The sequence below is a fragment of the Burkholderia sp. JP2-270 genome, from assembly GCF_003233675.1.
GTDB classification, from domain to species: domain Bacteria; phylum Pseudomonadota; class Gammaproteobacteria; order Burkholderiales; family Burkholderiaceae; genus Burkholderia; species Burkholderia pyrrocinia_C.
Window position 1 is genome coordinate 1,886,553 of sequence record NZ_CP029825.1, and the last position, 15,495, is coordinate 1,902,047.

General features: G+C 62.5%; 14 protein-coding genes and 1 pseudogene. 12 read left to right on the forward strand and 3 right to left on the reverse strand.

Annotated features, from left to right (window positions below; translation table 11 throughout):
* Window positions 1–143 precede the first annotated feature (143 nt).
* The 6 genes and pseudogenes from DM992_RS26415 to DM992_RS26440 form a co-directional block, all read left to right on the forward strand.
* Entirely contained in the window at window positions 144–884 is a 741-nt protein-coding gene (locus tag DM992_RS26415) for an SDR family oxidoreductase (protein WP_111019285.1), read from the forward strand.
* Between the two features lie 50 nt (window positions 885–934).
* The gene (locus DM992_RS26420) at window positions 935–1,696 is read left to right on the forward strand and encodes an SDR family oxidoreductase (RefSeq protein WP_111019286.1); all 762 of its coding nucleotides are present in this window, start codon (window positions 935–937) and stop codon (window positions 1,694–1,696) included.
* A 52-nt stretch (window positions 1,697–1,748) separates the two neighbouring features.
* The gene (locus DM992_RS26425; protein ID WP_111019287.1) at window positions 1,749–2,597 is read left to right on the forward strand and encodes an SDR family oxidoreductase; all 849 of its coding nucleotides are present in this window, start codon (window positions 1,749–1,751) and stop codon (window positions 2,595–2,597) included.
* Between the two features lie 726 nt (window positions 2,598–3,323).
* Window positions 3,324–4,196, forward strand: coding sequence for an oxidoreductase (locus DM992_RS26430; RefSeq protein WP_239511350.1), 873 nt, complete (start codon window positions 3,324–3,326; stop codon window positions 4,194–4,196).
* Window positions 4,197–4,214: 18 nt separating this feature from the next.
* Complete coding sequence (locus DM992_RS26435; RefSeq protein WP_111020399.1) at window positions 4,215–4,463, forward strand: Atu4866 domain-containing protein; 249 nt, start codon at window positions 4,215–4,217, stop codon at window positions 4,461–4,463.
* Window positions 4,464–4,547: 84 nt separating this feature from the next.
* Window positions 4,548–4,877, forward strand: a pseudogene (locus DM992_RS26440) (SDR family NAD(P)-dependent oxidoreductase); the annotation flags it as partial.
* Here DM992_RS26440 and DM992_RS26445 read toward each other — a convergent pair.
* The gene (locus DM992_RS26445; RefSeq protein ID WP_111019288.1) at window positions 4,874–5,770 is read right to left on the reverse strand and encodes a LysR family transcriptional regulator; all 897 of its coding nucleotides are present in this window, start codon (window positions 5,768–5,770) and stop codon (window positions 4,874–4,876) included. The pseudogene DM992_RS26440 and the gene DM992_RS26445 sit on opposite strands and share 4 nt — an antisense overlap.
* 102 nt (window positions 5,771–5,872) lie before the next feature.
* On the opposite strand from DM992_RS26445, the gene DM992_RS26450 reads away from it, so the two are divergent.
* The 4 genes from DM992_RS26450 to DM992_RS26465 are packed head-to-tail and all read left to right on the forward strand — an operon-like array spanning window position 5,873 to window position 8,608.
* Complete coding sequence (locus DM992_RS26450; RefSeq protein ID WP_111019289.1) at window positions 5,873–6,694, forward strand: pirin family protein; 822 nt, start codon at window positions 5,873–5,875, stop codon at window positions 6,692–6,694.
* Between the two features lie 43 nt (window positions 6,695–6,737).
* Entirely contained in the window at window positions 6,738–7,151 is a 414-nt protein-coding gene (locus DM992_RS26455) for a DoxX family protein (protein ID WP_111019290.1), read from the forward strand.
* A gap of 29 nt (window positions 7,152–7,180) precedes the next feature.
* Window positions 7,181–7,786, forward strand: coding sequence for an NAD(P)-binding domain-containing protein (locus DM992_RS26460; RefSeq protein ID WP_111019291.1), 606 nt, complete (start codon window positions 7,181–7,183; stop codon window positions 7,784–7,786).
* 9 nt (window positions 7,787–7,795) lie between these two features.
* Entirely contained in the window at window positions 7,796–8,608 is an 813-nt protein-coding gene (locus DM992_RS26465) for an AraC family transcriptional regulator (protein WP_204356125.1), read from the forward strand.
* Between the two features lie 431 nt (window positions 8,609–9,039).
* On the opposite strand, the gene DM992_RS26470 is transcribed toward DM992_RS26465, so the two are convergent.
* Together DM992_RS26470 and DM992_RS26475 are read right to left on the reverse strand one after the other, a co-directional pair.
* Window positions 9,040–10,635: a carbamoyltransferase C-terminal domain-containing protein gene (locus DM992_RS26470; RefSeq protein ID WP_239511351.1), complete on the reverse strand. Its 1,596-nt coding sequence runs from the start codon at window positions 10,633–10,635 to the stop codon at window positions 9,040–9,042.
* 122 nt (window positions 10,636–10,757) lie between these two features.
* The gene (locus DM992_RS26475) at window positions 10,758–11,828 is read right to left on the reverse strand and encodes a HoxN/HupN/NixA family nickel/cobalt transporter (RefSeq protein ID WP_111019293.1); all 1,071 of its coding nucleotides are present in this window, start codon (window positions 11,826–11,828) and stop codon (window positions 10,758–10,760) included.
* Between the two features lie 583 nt (window positions 11,829–12,411).
* Here DM992_RS26475 and DM992_RS26485 point away from each other — a divergent pair.
* Window positions 12,412–13,530, forward strand: coding sequence for a hydrogenase small subunit (locus tag DM992_RS26485; protein WP_204356126.1), 1,119 nt, complete (start codon window positions 12,412–12,414; stop codon window positions 13,528–13,530).
* Window positions 13,531–13,573: 43 nt separating this feature from the next.
* Window positions 13,574–15,430: a nickel-dependent hydrogenase large subunit gene (locus DM992_RS26490; protein ID WP_111019295.1), complete on the forward strand. Its 1,857-nt coding sequence runs from the start codon at window positions 13,574–13,576 to the stop codon at window positions 15,428–15,430.
* The last annotated feature ends 65 nt before the right edge of the window (window positions 15,431–15,495 follow it).

Here is a 15,495-nt window from a genome sequence, read left to right on the forward strand (position 1 = left end):
CAACAGGCAGGTCATCCCTATCATTCACTCACCGGCCGACAAACCATACCGCTTCATTGAAGGCCGAAACGTGACTGCAAGGCGTCCCAATTCAAGCGGCGACCTATGCGGCCAGATCCGAATCAACGATAGGAGTATGCAACATGGCAAACGTACCCAACGAATCGAAAGTCATTCTGATCACCGGCGCAAGCAGCGGCATCGGCGAGGGCGCCGCTCGCCTGCTCGCCGCGCAAGGACACCGGCTCGTGATCGGCGCACGACGGACCGACAGGCTTGCCGAGTTGACGGCGTCGATTCAAGCGTCTGGCGGCATCGTTCGTTACCGCGAGCTCGACGTGACCTCGGCCGATGATGTGGCGGCATTCGCACGGTTCGCGCTCGATGCCTTCGGTCGCATCGACGTCCTGATCAACAACGCGGGCGTGATGCCGCTTTCACCCCTCAACGCTCTGAAGGTCGGCGAATGGAACCGGATGATCGACGTGAACATTCGTGGCGTGCTGCATGGCATTGCCGCCGTGCTGCCGACGATGGAAGCGCAAGGGCTGGGCCAGATCATCAATATTTCCTCGATTGGCGGACTTTCCGTGTCGCCCACTGCCGCGGTTTACTGCGCTACCAAGTTCGCCGTGCGTGCCATCTCCGATGGGCTGCGCCAGGAGACCGACAAGATTCGCGTGACGGTGATTTGCCCCGGCGTCGTGGAATCCGAACTGGCCGACTCGATCTCTGACGACACCGCGCGTAGTGCGATGCAGGAGTTCCGTCGCATCGCCATTACGCCGGACGCCATCGCTCGCGCCATTGCATACGCGGTGGAGCAGCCGGCCGAAGTCGACGTCAGTGAGATCGTGGTACGACCAACCGCCAGCCCGTTCTGACCCATCCGGCCGAGCAAGCATTCAGTACGCAACCCTCTCAGGAGAACATCATGACGACACGCAACACAGCAAGCGGCGCCTTTGCAGGGAAAGTCGCTATCGTTACCGGTGCAGCCAGCGGCATTGGCCTGGCCACCACGGAACTGCTCCACGCCGAAGGTGCGAATGTGATTGCCGTTGGGCGCAGCGCCAACGTGGAAGCGCTGGCGCGACCTGGCATCGTTCCCATCGTCGCCGATGTGGCGCGAGAGGACAGCGCCGTGCAGGCCGTTGCCACCGCAATGGAGCGGTTTGGCAAGCTCGACATCCTGGTCAACAACGCGGCGGTCATCATTAACAAGCCGCTGGTGGATATGTCGCTGGAAGACTGGAATGGCATTCAGGCCGTCAATGCCACAGGCGCGTTCCTGTTCTCCCGAGAAGCCATGCGCGCCATGGTGCCGGCAAAGACGGGTGCCATCGTCAACGTGGGGTCCTACGCCTGCTATCAGGCTTTTCCGCTCATTGCAGCGTATGCGGCGTCGAAGGGCGCGCTGGCGCAGTTGACGCGGGCTCTCTCGCTGGAAGCCATCGAACACGGCATCCGCGTCAATGCGGTGGGCTCAGGCGATGTCATCACCAACATTACCAACCACATCCATGCCGACGGCCAGGCGTTCCTGGCCGAACATGGCAAGAAGGCGCCAATCCGACGTGCAGCACAGCCGAAGGAAATTGCGGAGGTTATCGCCTTTCTCGCATCGGAGAGGGCCAGCTTTATCGTCGGCGCCGTGGTCATGGCCGACGGTGGCATGAGCGTGGCCCTGCCCTGAAGAACACCACTCCGTAACTCATTCTTCTTTACTGACTCAAGGAATTCGCATCATGAAACAGGCATCCCGCACATGGTTCATCACCGGCGCATCGAAGGGCGTAGGTCAGAAACTTGTTACGCATTTGTTGGAGCAAGGCCATCGGGTGGCGGCAACCTCGCGAACGGCCGCTTCGCTGACAGAGACGTTCGGTGAGGCATCCGACCGCTTTCTACCTTTGGAGGTCGATCTGACCAATGATCGCAGTGTACAGCAGGCGATCGAGAAGACCGTGCAATGGTTCGGCGTAATCGATGTAGTCGTGAACAACGCCGGCTACGCCCAGCAAGGCACTGTCGAAGCGTTGTCAGACGAGGAGCTGCGCGGCAATTTCGAGGTCAACTTCTTCGCGCCGATGGCTGTCCTGCGCCATGCGCTGCCGCAGCTTCGCCGCCAGCGCAGTGGACACATCATCAACATCTCGTCCATCGTTGGCTACCAGGGCGGGTATGCGGGTTGGGGCAGCTACGTCGCTAGCAAGTTCGCGCTGTCGGGTCTGACGGAATCCCTCGCGGCGGAAGTTGCCGAGCTGGGTATCCGCGCGACGGTGGTGTATCCGGGCCCTGTGCGCACGGAGTTTCTGTCGAACGGTGCCCTGGCGGTAGCCAAGCGCCAGATCGACGACTACGCGGAGGCGAAGGCTTCGCTGGACCTGCATCTTGATACCTTGCATGGCCATCAGGCGGGCGACCCGGATAAGCTTGCCCTTCTGATCATCCAGGCCGCCGCTGTCGAAGCGCCTCCGCTGCATCTTTTCGCTGGCAAGATCGCCAATGAACTTGCGACGGCGAAGGCGAGCGCCGTCGCAAAGGATCTCGACACTTGGAGGGGATCGTCCGAAGCCACCGACTTTGCAGACTGATTGAGAGCGCGCATGTCCCGGCTTTGCCGGGACTGTTTTCTTCTGAATCCCAAAACACGAACGGCGCGCTTTGAGCATGTACCCATTCAAGTCTCGCAATGACAGTTTCGGCCAAGATGCGACATTCGAAGAGCGAAGCGATATGTCTCAAACCGCCGGTAGCAGACTCACGTGGAAGCCCGCTTCCGACCCGATGCAGACGTTCAACGCTTGAGACCGACACAGGCCGGTTCTGCTACTACAGCCGACGTCCGCACACCGCACCTCGCCGACAACTTCGCGGACCGGTTGCTTGGCAGAGTGCCCCGTTCCCAAAGACAAGTTGACCGCTGAGGCGGGATTCACGACGACGCATCGGGAAGAGCGCCAATAACTTCCTTGACGAGCAGGTCTGCTCCGCCAATGTCGAAGTGCGGGGTTTGGGCATTGCCGAGTCGCACTGACATTACGATCCAGTTCGACGTTGACCAAGATGCGGCAGCGGCCCAACGGCGTAGTGCCATGGCGGATGCCGCGGCTAAAGGCTACCTGGTCGGCGCGGCACACATTAGTTTTCCAGGTATCGGCCGTGTTGCCGCTAAAGGGACTGGGTACACTTGGATTCCAGTCAACTATAGCGAAGTCGGGTTGTAACACTAAATTATAGAAACAGGCAATCACGGACGAGGAATGCACATTTCGGACTGCAGTCCTCGCTTCTATCATGAACTCATCTGAAAGGAGATCATGATGAAAAAAACTTGGTTGATTACCGGCGCAAGCCGTGGCCTGGGATTGGAAATGGCTAAGGCGGTATTGGCTGCCGGGGATAATGTGGTTGCCACCGGTCGCAACCCTTCGCATGTCCAACAGGCCCTGGGTGAGCACAATCACTTGCTGGTACAGCAACTCGACGTCAATGACCGGAGGTCCATCACTACCGCGGTGAATGCGGCGGTTGAACGTTTCGGCCGCATCGATGTACTGGTGAACAATGCTGGCTACGGCCATCTCGGCTTTTTTGAGGAAACGACTGCCGAAGACGTTAAAGCACAATTCGACAGCAATGTTTTCGGCCTGATGGACGTTACCCGCACAGTATTACCGGTAATGCGTGCAGCAGGCAGTGGGCGCATCTTTAACCTTTCCTCACTCGCGGGCATGCGGGGATCGGCATTCAGCTCACTGTACTGCGCAAGCAAATTCGCCGTGGAAGGTTTTTCAGAATCTCTGGCTGCGGAAGTGGCTCCCTTTGGCATCAAGGTGACGATAGTCGCGCCCGGACCATTCCGCACTGACTTCCTGTCGACTAAATCACTACAGGTTGGCAGCTCGGCTTTGCCTGACTACGATGCGGCACGCGACAAAACACGCGCCACTTTTGAGGAGCGTAATGGCAAACAGGCCGGTGACCCGGTCAGGTTAGCCGCCGCCATGATCCAGCTGGCCAAGCACCCTGAGCCACCAATGCGCTTTGTAGCGGGAAGTGCGGCTCTACAGATCGGCCGACAAAAACTGGCCGAGGTAGACGCTGACCTGGACGCCTGGCAGGAGGTATCTGAAGAAACCGATGGCAAGTACACCGATACCCAAGCGTGGCGCCCTGCCAATCAATCCTGACATATGGAGAGGCATGAAATGACTCAAGAAAAGAACAAATATGTAGGCATGTGGGTAACGGCCGATGGCTACATCCGCCATGAATTACTTCCTAACGGCCGGTATGACGAAGCACGCGGTAGCAAACAAAGCGCTTATCAGGGCGATTACCTGATAACTGGCGACCATATCGATTACGAAGACGACACCGGTTTCGTCGCCGACGGCGATTTCCGCGACGACGTGCTGTATCACGCCGGCATGGTCCTTTACCGCGAGCGTCACTGAAACCACTACATTGCGTACTCGGAACGGCGTTCTGCTTGCATCAGCATCAGGGCGCTCTTCATTTCAATAGCTTCTTGTGGCGGCGTCATCAACATGGCATCGATTGGCGCGTACACCGTCAGCCCGACTGCAGCGGTCTATTGCGCTACGAAGTTCGCGGTCGCCGCTATTACAGAAGGCTTGCGCCAGGAGGTCGGCGCCGACATCCGTGTGACGTTGGTTTCGCCTGGCGTAGTGGAATCGGAACTCGCTGAATCGATTTCCGATCCAGCAGGCCGCGAAGAGATGCGTAGTTTCCGGCAGATTTCCATTAAGCCGGATGCCATCGCACGCGCTATCGAGTTCGCCATCCAGCAGCCAGCCGATGTCGACGTGAGCGAGATCGTCGCGCGCCCGACAGCCAGCCCGTACTAACCTGCTTGGGCCTTCAAGCGGTTCACAAACCAGCGGCCCGCTGGGCCGGGTGGATGTTCCATCAGATGCACAGCATGCATGGAAAAGCCCGGCCCAACGTTTGGCTGTATTTCCAGGTTCAGCGTTACCAGCTTGCCGCTGCGCAGGTCCTCCTCCACCATCGGTAATGGCATGTATCCCCAGCCTAGCCCGGCTCGCAGGAATGCGTGCTTGGCTCCCATGTCGCCGAGCCGCCAGGTCTTCGCAGACACGACACCGAAATTGCGGCCCGCAGTTAGCGAAGATCGGTCAGCCAGCACCAGCTGCACATGCTCCGCGGCCACCGAGCGCAGGATAGGCCCCTCAATTGCCGCCAAGGGATGGCTTGGCGCTACCACCGCCACGGCACCCACACTCAGTAGGAACTCCGACGCGCAGCCAGCCGGGATTTCGGGCAGCGAGCCGATAATGGCTACCCTGCAATCGCCAGCCAACAGGGGCTGCAAAACCGCGCCCAAAGCCTCTACATACAAGCGCAGTGGGGTTCCGGGGAATTCCTGATGAAATGCGTGCACAGCCGCCGTCAAATCCTCAATCGGAAACATCACGTCGACCGCCACGGCCAGCTCGGGTTCCAGCCCTTCCGCCAAGGTCCGTGCCTTCGCCTTAAATGCGTCCATGCCCGCAGCGGCCAGTCTTGCTTGCTCCAGCAACGCACGGCCCACTTCAGTCAACTGCGGATAGCGCCCCGTGCGCTCAAACAAAGCAAAACCCACCTGTGCCTCGAGATTGGCAAGTGTAGCGCTGACCACCGACTGTGCGCGCCGCAGCTTGCGTCCAGCCGCCGAGAAGCTCCCCTCATCCGCAGCGGCAATGAAGGTTCGTAATTGGTCCATAGACATACCGTCAAGCATGCATCGCCTCCTTGGATACTTGGAATCTAATTATATAGGCTATTCAGATGGATTGCCGATCAATAAGATTCGGTCATGCACACAAACAACGGAGCCAACGAAATGAACTCAACCGTCCAACGCAGCATCGGTTATCGCAGTAAAGGGAGCACCCGCGGCGGCATCAACCGCCTCGTCAGTCCTGGCGACCTGGGCCAAATAATTAAGCCTTTCGTCTTCCTCGACCTGTTCCAGCTTGAGACGCCGGCAAGCAAGATGGGCATGCACCCACACTCGGGCATCGCCACCGTCACTGTGGTCATGGACGGCGCGCTGGAGTACCGCGAAACCACCGGCAGTCAAGGCCAACTGCCAACTGGCGGCGTCGAATGGATGAGCGCAGGCGGCGGCGTCTGGCATGAAGGCGGCGCAGCGCCTGGCCAGCACGTGCGCGGTTTTCAGCTGTGGCTGGCCCTGCCGGCGGAAGATGAGAACGGCCCGGCAAGCAGCCAATACGTGGCGCCGGCGCAAGTTCCCAGCCATGGACCGGCGCGCGTGATCATCGGCAGCTATGGCGGCGTCAGCAGCCCGATCCGCCCGCGTGCTCCGATCAACTACCTGCACGTGAAACTGCGCGACGGCGAACGCTGGACTTTCACGCCGCCGGACAACCATGACGTGAGCTGGGTCGCCGTCGCTTCCGGCGTCTTGCACACGGCCGGCACCACGGTACAGCGCGAAGTGGCGATCTTCGAAGAAGGCAGCAGCGCCATTGAGCTTCTTGCCCAAGGGGCCACCGAGTTTGTGCTGGGTTCCGCAGCCAAGCACCCGCACGATCTGGTCACTGGCTACTACTCGGTGCACACCAGCGCCGCAGCACTGGAACAAGGCGAGCGGGAAATCCGCCGCATCGGCGCCCAGCTGCGCGCCGCCAATTTGATGTAAGCACCGTCGTTTTTTATTTCACTTTAAATCGAAAGGACTCACCATGAAAACCGCAAACACCACCACTATCGCCCCAGCCATTGGCCGCGTCCTGCTGGCCACCATCTTCGTTTTCAGCGGCGTCGGCAAATTGCTGGCGCCGGCCGCCACCATCGGCTACATCGCCTCATCCGGACTGCTGTTTGCGCCGCTGGCCCTGGCGGCTGCGGTCGCGGTCGAACTGGGCGGCGGTCTGATGCTGGCGCTCGGCATCAAGACCCGACTGGTCGCCGCGCTGCTGGCCGCCTTCTCCATCGTCACCGGTCTGGCCTTCCATAACGCGATTGGCGACCAGAACCAGCTGATCCACCTGCTGAAAAATATCGCGATGGCCGGCGGCCTGCTGCAGGTGGTGGCCTTCGGCGCCGGCGCCTTCAGCTTCGACAACCGCCGCACCGCTGTTCGCCAACTGGCTTAAATCGAATCTTTCAAATACAGGAGTTCATCATGAAAACGAATACCGTAGGCATCATCGGCGCCGGCGCCATTGGCCAGGCCTTTGCCAAGCAACTGGTTAAAGCAGGCATCAACGTCATCCTCAGTAACAGCCGTGGCCCTGAGACGCTGGCTGAAGTGGTAAGCGGCCTTGGCGGCAAAGCCCGCGCCGGCACGGTGAAGCAAGCAGCAGAAGCCGACATTGTCTTCGTCAGCACTAACTGGAGCCGCACCGAGGCCGCGCTCAAGGGCCTGAACTGGGACGGCCGCATCCTGATCGACGCCACCAACCCTGTTCTCCTCCCAGGCTACAAGCTGGCTGAATTGAACGGCAAGAACTCCAGTCAGGTGGTCACTGCATGGGCGCCAGGCGCCCGCGTCGTCAAAGCGTTCAATACCCTGCTCGCAAGCGTTCTGGCGCAAGACCCGGCCCAATCGGGTGGTCGCCGCGTAGTGTTCATCTCGGGTGACCATAGCGATGCGAATGTCGAAGTGGCAGAATTAACGGCCCAGCTAGGCTTTGCCAGCATCGACTTGGGTGGGCTGGAGGTTGGCGGTTATCTGCAACAATTCCCTGGCGGTCCGCTGCCAGCTGTTAATCTCCTGAAATTGGGATAAGAGGTGACAATGAACGCCACTCCGCGTACATCCGCTGAGGCGTTCGAAGAACACATCCCCGGAGGACTGCTCGCGGAACATCGCGCGCAGTCCTCCGGGGATGTGTTCGTTCAAATCCTGGCGCGGCGTCAGGAACAGGCAAACATCACTATTCCTGCAGTACCGGAGGCGCTCATTGTATGGATACTGTCGGGTGAAGCGGACGTCGAAGAGCGCCCGCCCGGCGGCGAGTGGCTCGCCAACCGTGTCGTCGCAGGAGACTTTTTCCTGACCACTGCGACCACGCCCACCGAGATGCGCTGGAAGGCGGAGCCAGGCACGCCGTTCACGGTGATGCATGTGTATATCGGCGTCTCGATGATGCAAAACATCGCCATGCGCGAGGTATCGGGCGAGCGCGACGAAACGCTATCGGCATTGCTGGAGCATATCCGCGCCGAGATGATCGAGCAGCATCCTGCGAGCGGTCCTTTCATCCAGGGCATCGCACAAGCGCTGGCTGTACATGTAGCGCGGACTTACAAGATCGATGCGGAACGCCTGCGAGGCGGACTCCAGGCGTTCAAGCTGCACCGCGTATTCGCGGCGATGCGGGAGCGGCTTGCACAGCCATTCGATCTTGCCACATTAGCCGGCCTCGCGGAGCTTAGCGAATTCCATTTCAGCCGTGTTCAAGCAATCCACGGGCCTTTGAGCCACAACATCGATGACGGAACACCCCGGTTCCGGTTGTGTGGTGAGTCAACCTTGTTCCGTTCGAATCTTGGGTCTTCCATCCTCAGCATCATGGGGGCCGTCACGAAATTGCGGCGAACTGGCTGAAATGAGCAGCTTGCTCGATGTCGGAGGGCGAAATTCCCAAAGGCAGCTTTTTTGAGAATTTTGTGACCCAGGGACATCTTTTCTGAGACGACTCGGGGCGGCTCGTCTCACAAAAGTTGTCCAAGTCATTGATTTGTATAGGGTTCAAAAGGCAAATTTTCTGAGAGCCCACAGCTTTGTTGTCTCTCAGAAAAGATGTCCGCAGTCTCAATATGTTGTCTTTGGACAAAAACTGCATTTCATGAGTGAAGAATGTTCGCCGCATCGATCTACGAGAAATAGTCGATCAATTTTTCAAAAAGATGGCTTTCGGCGCAATGTTCGGTCGACACCAGCGTATCGTTGTCGCCGTATTGGGGGCACTCAGCTACCGGATGGCGACGTCACGAGCTCGTTCCGTGGCGTCGCTACCGGGCGCGGCGGAAAGCCGGTCAGCCGCGTGCGGATAGCGCGCATTGGTCTTTCTCAAGCAGCCGGTCGCCGATCCAGAGCGCGTCGATATCATGGCGCGCAAAGCCGCGCAACGCGTCGACCGGCGCCTCGACGAGCGGCTCGCCGGCGACGTTGAAGGACGTGTTGAGCAGGACGGCGATGCCGGTCATGCGTTCGAACGCGCGCAGCAGCCGGTGGAGGGCCGGATTGTCGTGCGGCGAAACAGTCTGGGGCCGCGCGGTGCCGTCGACGTGCGTTATGGCGGCGAGGCGCTCGCGCCACTGCGGCCGTACCGCGCAAATGCGAAGCATGTACGGGCTGGGTGCGTCGAGCGCGAAATAGCGCGCGGCGTCCTCGACCGGAACACATGGCGCGAATGGCCGGAATGCCTCGCGCCGCTTCACCTGCAGATTCATCCGGTCGCGGGCGTGCGGGTGCGCGGGACTCATCAATAGCGACCGGTTGCCGAGCGCGCGCGGGCCCATCTCGGCGCGCCCAGCGTGCAGCGCGACGCAATGCCCTGCGGCAAGAAGCTTTGCCGCACGTTCAGCCAGTTCGTCGGCCGTGCCGCGTGTCTGGCGGTAGCGCGCCCGGTCGGGCATCGCGGCGATCGCGGCCTCGACGTCCGCGTCACCGTATGGCCGCCCGCCATAGGGAGAAAACGGCCCGGGACGGAACGGCACGCCCTGCACGCCGTGATATCCCCAGAGTGCCGCGCCCAGCGCAGTGCCGCAATCGGCGCCGGCCGGCCCGGCAAACACCGCGTCGAACCCGGCGTCGCGCCACACGAGATCGTTGGCCCGCCCGTTGAGCGACACCTCGCCCGCGAGACACAGCCGGCGCATACCGGTTGTCTCGCGCACCATCCGCGCGAGATGGAGCATCGCTCGCTCGCATTCACGCTGCGCCGCACGGGCGAGCGCGGCGCGGGCCGTCAGGGTGGCGTCCGCCGGTGCCGGAAGCGGGGATATGCCGAACAGCCGCGTGCCGTCCGGGTCGCAGCAGGCGCTGTAATCCACGGCCAGGCCCTCGAAGCGGCCGGCGAGATCCGGTGCGGCTGCGTCGTCGCCATAGGGTGCCAGCCCCATCGTCTTGCCGGTTTCGTGCGCGCCGAAGCCGATGGCGATCGTGACCGCCTCGTATAGCGCGCCGATGCCGCAGGAGGCGCTGCGCATCACGGGCTCGATGCGTCCGTTCCAGCCGATCCATACGCTTTGCGACGACGGCGTCGTACCTTGTTCCCGTCGGTGGCCGTCGACGACGAGGATCGCGGCCTCGTCGAACGGCGAGCAGTAGTATCCGGCGGCCGCGTGGCAAAGCGCATGTTCGACGCGTAGCTGCGGCACGCTGTCGGCATACGGCGGGAGCGGGGCGGTATGCCCCGTATCGACGCACGCCACGAGCGACGGCGCCGTGTCGGCGGGTAAGTCGAGCGCAATGCGGCATGCATCCAGTGCAGCGGCCGGGTAGGCGCTGGACTGCTTGACGCGGTCGAAACGCTCCTGCCCGGCATGCGCGACTCGGCGCGCCCCGGCCGTCGTCGTGACCCATGCGGCGCCGGTGCTGGACGCCGGTCCAGTCTGCACGCCCAGCACGCCTTGCGCGCGGGCCGGGGGGATTCTTTCTGGCATCAACGAGGCATTTCCTTAAAAGTCGCGGCGCAAGCCGCTATTCGCCTGCGCGCGCGTGCCGCCTCGGCGGCGGCCATGCGCGATGACTATCCGTGGTCCTGCTCGGCGAGCGGTGCAAACCCGCCCCCGCGCTTCCACCGGTAGATCGCGGCGCAGACGAGCCAGCTTGCCGCGCAGAGCACGATGATCGCGTAGCCTGCCGCGCCGAGATGCGCGTTCAACGTGTCGAGCAGGTCCCTGAGCGCGCCCCGCATGCCGAACGTGTCGCCGAGCAGCGCGAAGCCCTCGACGCAGCCGACGAGCAGCGCGACCGCCGCGGACATCGCCGTAATCCCGATGTTGTAGTAAAGCTTGCGAACCGGCTCGCGGAAGGCCCAGCCATATACGCCGAGCATCAGCACGCTGTCGGCGGTATCGACAAGGGCCATGCTCGCGGTAAACAACGCCGGGAACACCATGATCGACCAGACGGGCATGCCGTGCGCCGCGCTCGTCGCGGAGATCCCGAGCACGCCGATCTCGGTCGCCGTGTCGAAACCCAGCCCGAACAGCGCGCCCAGCACGTACATGTGCCAGCTTTTCGTGACGAGAACCAGGACCGGCCGCAACAGGCGCGCGAGAAATCCGTGGTGGTGCAGCGCCGTGTCGGCGTGCGCGTCGGCGTATCGCTCGCCGCGTTTTACGCGGCGCAGCGTGCGGACGACCGAATGCAGCGTCACCAGATTCGCGACGGCGATCGCGAGCAGGAACGTCGTCGACACAAGAGTGCCGACCGTGCCCGCAATGTCGTGAAACGCGGCGAGGCGGTCGCGCAACCCGAAGGCCGCCGCCGTGATGGCGATCGATGCCATGATCACGATGGACGAATGCCCCAGCGAGAACATCAGGCCGACCGTCAACGGACGCTGCCCTTCGTGCATCAGCTTGCGCGTCACGTTGTCGATTGCGGCGATGTGGTCGGCGTCCACCGCATGACGCAGGCCGAACGTGTACGCGAGCGCGCACGCGCCCATCAGCGCCGGATGGCCGCCGAACAGCGCGACGGCCCAGGCCCAGGCGGCCAGGTTGAACGCCGCGAGCGCCGCGAACAGGACGACGAGCTTGCCCCGCACGCCGATCGCGCGGACGCCGGTTCCCGGCAGGACGGGCGCGGTCATGACGGCCGGCGGCGCGGGGCCAGTCGACGGCCGGCCGGATGCGGCGCGGCGCGTTCACCGTGGCGTGACGGCGGTGTGGGAGTGCCGAGCGAGCGTCGGCGAGGCGGGGTGGAGCAGCTTGCTGGGAAATCCATCGTGTCTGGGTCGAAACTGTTGCGTTGCCGCGATGTGGCGCGCGGACCTGCGGCCGGCATTGTGCCGCGTTGCTGAGCCGCGTGCAGCGCGGCAAATTCGCTGACCCATGCAACTTCCGTTCCCGTTAGCGCGACGGGCAACCCGTCGCGTGTACCGCATGGCGTTGCCCCCGAGGTTCGCGTTGCGCCCCGCCGCCCAGCCATGCGGGGGCGCTGGTCAACCCGTTGCCAATTTGGTCGCTCAACCGGATGCGCCGTGACTACTTGTCCACGCGGCGCGCGCCGAAGCCGCCCCGTGCCTGCCGACGAGTTTTCCCTTTTGATACAGATCAATGGGATCGAGCGGCAACGTCCGTACGGCCGGCACGCGTGCCTGGCACGGATCTTGTTGTTAAGCACGATACTCACGCCGAAGCCGACGCTCCGGCACCGCTCCGGCATCGCCCCGCATGCCGGCGCTGTCGGCCAGATGGCCATCAAGGAACCGCACCGTGATTGAAACGTTTTATGAGGTCATGCGCCGCCAAGGGATCTCGCGCCGCAGCTTCCTCAAGTTCTGCTCGTTGACCGCCACATCGCTCGGCCTGGGGCCGGCCTTCATGCCAAAGATCGTCGAGGCGATGGAAACCAAACCCCGCACGCCCGTTCTCTGGCTGCACGGCCTCGAATGCACGTGCTGCTCGGAATCGTTCATCCGCTCGGCGCATCCGCTCGCGAAGGATGTCGTGCTATCCATGATCTCGCTCGATTATGACGATCTGTTGATGGCGTCAGCCGGCCATCAGGCCGAGGCGATCCTCGATGAAGTCATGACGAAGTACAAGGGCAACTACATCCTCGCCGTCGAGGGCAATCCGCCCCTGAACCAAGACGGGATGAGCTGCATCATCGGCGGCAAGCCGTTCGTCGATCAGCTGCGCCGCGTGGCGAAGGATGCGAAGGCCGTGATTTCGTGGGGGTCGTGCGCATCGTGGGGCTGCGTGCAGGCCGCGAAGCCGAATCCGACGCAGGCGGTGCCGATCCACAAGGTCATCACCGACAAGCCGATCATCAAGGTGCCGGGCTGCCCGCCGATCGCGGAAGTGATGACGGGCGTCATCACGTACATGCTCACGTTCGACCGCGTGCCGGAGCTGGACCGCCAGGGGCGGCCGAAGATGTTCTACAGCCAGCGCATCCACGACAAATGCTACCGTCGTCCGCACTTCGATGCGGGACAGTTCGTCGAGGCGTGGGATGACGATGCCGCGCGGCGCGGCTACTGCCTCTACAAGGTTGGCTGCAAGGGCCCAACGACCTATAACGCCTGCTCGACCGTGCGCTGGAACGGCGGCACGAGCTTCCCGATCCAGGCGGGACATGGCTGCATCGGCTGCTCCGAGGACGGCTTCTGGGACAAGGGATCGTTCTACGACCGCCTGACCCACATCAACCAGTTCGGCATCGAAGCAAATGCCGACAAGGTCGGCGCCACCGCGGCCGCCGTCGTGGGAGCCGCCGCCGCCGCCCATGCTGCCGCATCGGCGATTCAGCGCGTCAGCGCGAAACGCGATCGCGACGGCAGCTAGCCGCCCGCTCGCGCAGCCCATACACGCACAGGAAATACACAGCATGGCAGCCTATTCCACTCAAGGATTTCAGATCGACAACAGCGGACGCCGGATCGTTGTCGATCCCGTGACCCGCATCGAAGGCCACATGCGGGTCGAGGTGAACGTCGATTCGAACAACGTGATCCGCAACGCGGTGTCCACCGGCACCATGTGGCGCGGACTCGAAGTGATTCTCAAGGGCCGCGACCCGCGCGATGCCTGGGCATTCGTCGAGCGCATCTGCGGCGTCTGCACCGGCTGCCACGCGCTGGCGTCGGTTCGCGCGGTCGAGGATGCGCTCGGCATCCGGATTCCGCCAAACGCACACCTAATCCGCGAGATCATGGCCAAGACGCTGCAGGTGCATGACCATGCGGTGCATTTCTATCACCTGCATGCGCTGGACTGGGTCGACGTCGTGTCGGCGCTCAAGGCAGATCCGAAGCTCACGTCCGAACTCCAGCAGCGCGTCTCGCCGTCGCATCCTCTGTCGTCCCCCGGCTATTTCCGCGACATCCAGACCCGGCTGCGAAAATTCGTCGAGAGCGGCCAGCTCGGGCCGTTCATGAACGGCTACTGGGGAAACCCGGCCTATCTGCTTCCGCCCGAGGCGAACCTGATGGCCGTGACGCATTACCTCGAGGCGCTCGATCTGCAAAAGGAATGGGTCAAGATCCACACGATCTTCGGCGGGAAGAATCCGCACCCGAACTACCTCGTCGGCGGCGTGCCGTGCGCGATCAATATCGACGGCGACCTGGCCGCTGGCGCGCCGATCAACATGGAGCGCCTGAACTTTGTTCGGGCGCGGATCGAGGAGGCGGAGACGTTCTGCCGGAACGTCTACGTACCCGACCTGCTCGCGATCGGCACGATCTACAAGGCACGCGGCTGGATGCATGGCGGCGGCCTCGCGGCGACCAACGTGATGGACTACGGCACGTATCCGCTCGTCAACTACGACCCGAGTACCAACCAGATGCCGGGCGGCGCGATCCTGAATGGCGACTGGGACACCATCTTGCCCGTCGACGCGCGCGATCCGGAACAGGTGCAGGAGTTCGTGACCCATTCCTGGTACCAGTATCCCGACAACGATCGCGGGCTTCATCCGTGGGACGGCATGACCGAGCCGCACTACGAACTGGGACCGAAGACGAAGGGCACGCGCACCGCGATCGAATCGGTCGACGAGGGCGCGAAGTACTCGTGGGTCAAGGCACCGCGCTGGCGCGGACACGCAATGGAGGTCGGGCCGCTCGCGCGCTACATCCTTGGCTATGCGCACGCGAAGCAGGGCAACCCGCACGGCGCCCGCATGAAGGCACAGATCGACGCGGCGCTCCAGTCCGTCAATCACGACATGCCGAAGCTCCTCGGCTTACCCGAGACGACGCTCGGCGCGAAGCAGCTTCTGCCGACCACTATCGGCCGCACGCTCGCGCGCGCACTCGAGGCGGAATACTGCGCCGAGATGATGGCGGACGACTGGCAGCGGCTCGTCGACAACATTCGCAACGGCGACACGTCGACCGCCAACGTCGAAAAGTGGGATCCCTCGACGTGGCCGGCCGAGGCGAAGGGCGTTGGCACCGTCGCTGCGCCGCGCGGCGCGCTTGGTCACTGGATCCGGATCAAGGACGGGCGGATCGAGAATTACCAGTGCGTCGTTCCGAGCACGTGGAACGGCGGCCCGCGCGACGCGAAAGGCCAGATCGGCGCATTCGAGGCGAGCCTGATGAACACGCCGATGGCGAACCCCGAGCAGCCCGTCGAGATTCTGCGGTCGCTGCACTCGTTCGATCCGTGCATGGCGTGCTCGACGCACGTGATGAGCGAAGACGGCGCGGAAATGACCGCCGTCACGGTGCGCTGACCGTGAAGCGCCGTTGGCGAGACTTCTCGCGTCGAGACACAGCTGCTTGACGCATCACTGGTAAC

What these genes read in the sequence shown, in the direction of transcription:
- DM992_RS26445 (WP_111019288.1), bottom strand. Translation starts at nt 5,770, where the DNA reads ATGCTTGACGGTATGTCTATGGACCAATTACGAACCTTCATTGCCGCT.
- DM992_RS26490 (WP_111019295.1), top strand. Translation starts at nt 13,574, where the DNA reads ATGGCAGCCTATTCCACTCAAGGATTTCAGATCGACAACAGCGGACGC.
- DM992_RS26425 (WP_111019287.1), top strand. Translation starts at nt 1,749, where the DNA reads ATGAAACAGGCATCCCGCACATGGTTCATCACCGGCGCATCGAAGGGC.
- DM992_RS26450 (WP_111019289.1), top strand. Translation starts at nt 5,873, where the DNA reads ATGAACTCAACCGTCCAACGCAGCATCGGTTATCGCAGTAAAGGGAGC.
- DM992_RS26430 (WP_239511350.1), top strand. Translation starts at nt 3,324, where the DNA reads ATGATGAAAAAAACTTGGTTGATTACCGGCGCAAGCCGTGGCCTGGGA.
- DM992_RS26460 (WP_111019291.1), top strand. Translation starts at nt 7,181, where the DNA reads ATGAAAACGAATACCGTAGGCATCATCGGCGCCGGCGCCATTGGCCAG.
- DM992_RS26465 (WP_204356125.1), top strand. Translation starts at nt 7,796, where the DNA reads ATGAACGCCACTCCGCGTACATCCGCTGAGGCGTTCGAAGAACACATC.
- DM992_RS26455 (WP_111019290.1), top strand. Translation starts at nt 6,738, where the DNA reads ATGAAAACCGCAAACACCACCACTATCGCCCCAGCCATTGGCCGCGTC.
- DM992_RS26415 (WP_111019285.1), top strand. Translation starts at nt 144, where the DNA reads ATGGCAAACGTACCCAACGAATCGAAAGTCATTCTGATCACCGGCGCA.
- DM992_RS26435 (WP_111020399.1), top strand. Translation starts at nt 4,215, where the DNA reads ATGACTCAAGAAAAGAACAAATATGTAGGCATGTGGGTAACGGCCGAT.
- DM992_RS26485 (WP_204356126.1), top strand. Translation starts at nt 12,412, where the DNA reads ATGCCGGCGCTGTCGGCCAGATGGCCATCAAGGAACCGCACCGTGATT.
- DM992_RS26420 (WP_111019286.1), top strand. Translation starts at nt 935, where the DNA reads ATGACGACACGCAACACAGCAAGCGGCGCCTTTGCAGGGAAAGTCGCT.
- DM992_RS26475 (WP_111019293.1), bottom strand. Translation starts at nt 11,828, where the DNA reads ATGACCGCGCCCGTCCTGCCGGGAACCGGCGTCCGCGCGATCGGCGTG.